Origin of the sequence: Streptobacillus ratti (assembly GCF_001891165.1) — a bacterium.
GTDB classification, from domain to species: Bacteria; Fusobacteriota; Fusobacteriia; order Fusobacteriales; family Leptotrichiaceae; genus Streptobacillus; species Streptobacillus ratti.
In genome coordinates, this window is record NZ_LKKW01000138.1 from 1 (window position 1) to 226 (window position 226).

Below are 226 nucleotides of genomic sequence, written 5' to 3' on the forward strand. Positions count from 1 at the left end.
CACCAACACCCATCTGACGATTTGGCAGGAGCTCGGCATTCTCGGCATCGCCATGATCACCTCGAAGGGCGCGTCCGGCGTCACCGGCGCCGGCTTCATCACGCTCGCCGCGACGCTGTCGATCGTGCCCGATATTCCGATTCAGTCGATCGCCATCCTGGTCGGCATCGACAAGTTCATGAGCGAGTGCCGCGCACTGACCAACCTGATCGGCAACGGCGTCGCC

Annotated in this window: 1 protein-coding gene; it reads left to right on the forward strand. The window is 63.3% G+C overall.

The features are described 5' to 3' along the window. On the forward strand, positions 1 to 226 hold a 226-nt coding region (locus tag BT993_RS07135), incomplete at both ends, for a cation:dicarboxylate symporter family transporter (protein ID WP_143604346.1).